Origin of the sequence: Methylophaga sp. UBA5088 (assembly GCF_002414625.1) — a bacterium.
Lineage (GTDB): Bacteria > Pseudomonadota > Gammaproteobacteria > Nitrosococcales > Methylophagaceae > Methylophaga > Methylophaga marina.
In genome coordinates, this window is sequence record NZ_DIAC01000002.1 from 23,705 (window position 1) to 25,121 (window position 1,417).

2 protein-coding genes are annotated in these 1,417 nt (G+C 42.7%); both read left to right on the top strand.

Annotated elements, in window-relative coordinates; genetic code table 11:
• Positions 1 to 269: LptF/LptG family permease (locus B4K20_RS00330; RefSeq protein ID WP_289281449.1), on the top strand; the 269-nt coding region annotated here is incomplete at its 5' end.
• Positions 269 to 1,333: an LPS export ABC transporter permease LptG gene (gene lptG / locus B4K20_RS00335; protein ID WP_286304990.1), complete on the top strand. Its 1,065-nt coding sequence runs from the start codon at positions 269 to 271 to the stop codon at positions 1,331 to 1,333. The genes B4K20_RS00330 and lptG, both read left to right, overlap by 1 nt.
• Positions 1,334 to 1,417 lie beyond the last annotated feature (84 nt).

The window sequence follows — 1,417 nt, forward strand, 5'->3', positions numbered from 1 at the left end:
CGCTTGTGTTGTGTATATCAGCTATTCCATTATCTAATGCCGGCCCCAGACAAGGTCGCTATGCGGGTTTTGTCCCCGCCGTATTGCTTTACATTATCTATAGCAATTTGCTTGGTGTGAATCAGGCATGGATTGAAAAAGGCAGTATTAGTGTCGGTGTCGGAATGGTTTGGGTTCACCTACTAATGGCGATGATCATGCTGTTTTTGATGTATAGACAAAAAATCCAACGACTGCTCACACAACAAAAACGAAGACGTCAGCAATAATGAAAATTCTTTCCAGATATATCGCATCTCATATTCTCTCCAGCACTTTTGTTGTGTTATTGGTGCTTCTTGGGCTTTATACCTTTATGGATTTTGTGACTGAGCTAGACGATCTTGGCAAAGGACAATATCAACTTCTCGATATTCTTAGCTATCTAGCCTTAACCATGCCAAAACGTATCTATGAATTACTACCTGTGGTTGCGTTATTGGGTAGTGTGATTGGCTTAGGGAATTTGGCAAGTCAGAGTGAACTGGTGGCTATGCGAGCTGCGGGTATATCAATCAAAGATATCAATAAGTCTGTGATGATCGTAGCGGCTATTCTCGTATTAATAGCGATTGTCGTTGGTGAGGTCATCAGACCAGTAACAGAAGAACATGCCAGAGAATTACAGTCTGTGGCACAGACTGGCACCGTCGGTACGCGTTCTGAGCATGGCTTCTGGACAAGAGATGGTAATCATTTTAATCATATAGAACGTATTAATAGTGATGGAACATTTACCAATATTGCCATTTATGAGTTTGACGGGGCCAATAGATTACGGGCACTGACTAAAGCCAGTAGTGCCAAGTACGAAGATGATGGGTGGATATTAAACGATGTCGTGCAAAGTACTATTGATGAGAATGGTGTAAAAGTCAGTTCGACAACACATGCTCGCTGGAAGTCACAATTGAACCCAGGCATGTTAAATGTGGTGGTGGTGCCGCCTGAGTTTTTGGCGGTATGGAATTTATTGGATTATATCTCTTTCCTTGAGACAAACCATCAGTCAGTCGCTCAGTACGAATTGGCTTTCTGGAGTAAAGTAATGATGCCGCTCAGTACGGCAGTTATGGTCTTGTTGGCTGTGCCATTTATCTTTGGACCATTACGCTCATCACCCATTGGCGGCAGAATTCTGGCTGGCGTTTTGATTGGCTTAGGTTTTTACCTGTTTAATCAAAGTTTTCAGCATATCGGTTTGGTTTTTGGGTTATTGCCTTGGCTGGCCGCATCGTTTCCAACATTATTATTTGCCGGTTTAGCATGGTGGATGAACAAGCGAGTGAAATAGGCTGTTGATAAAACGAATGAATTAATGCCAGAAGAATCTGTCATGAACTGACAGATTAAAGATGGCGTCCCCTAGGGGGTTCGA

What these genes read in the sequence shown, in the direction of transcription:
- lptG (WP_286304990.1), top strand. Translation starts at nt 269, where the DNA reads ATGAAAATTCTTTCCAGATATATCGCATCTCATATTCTCTCCAGCACT.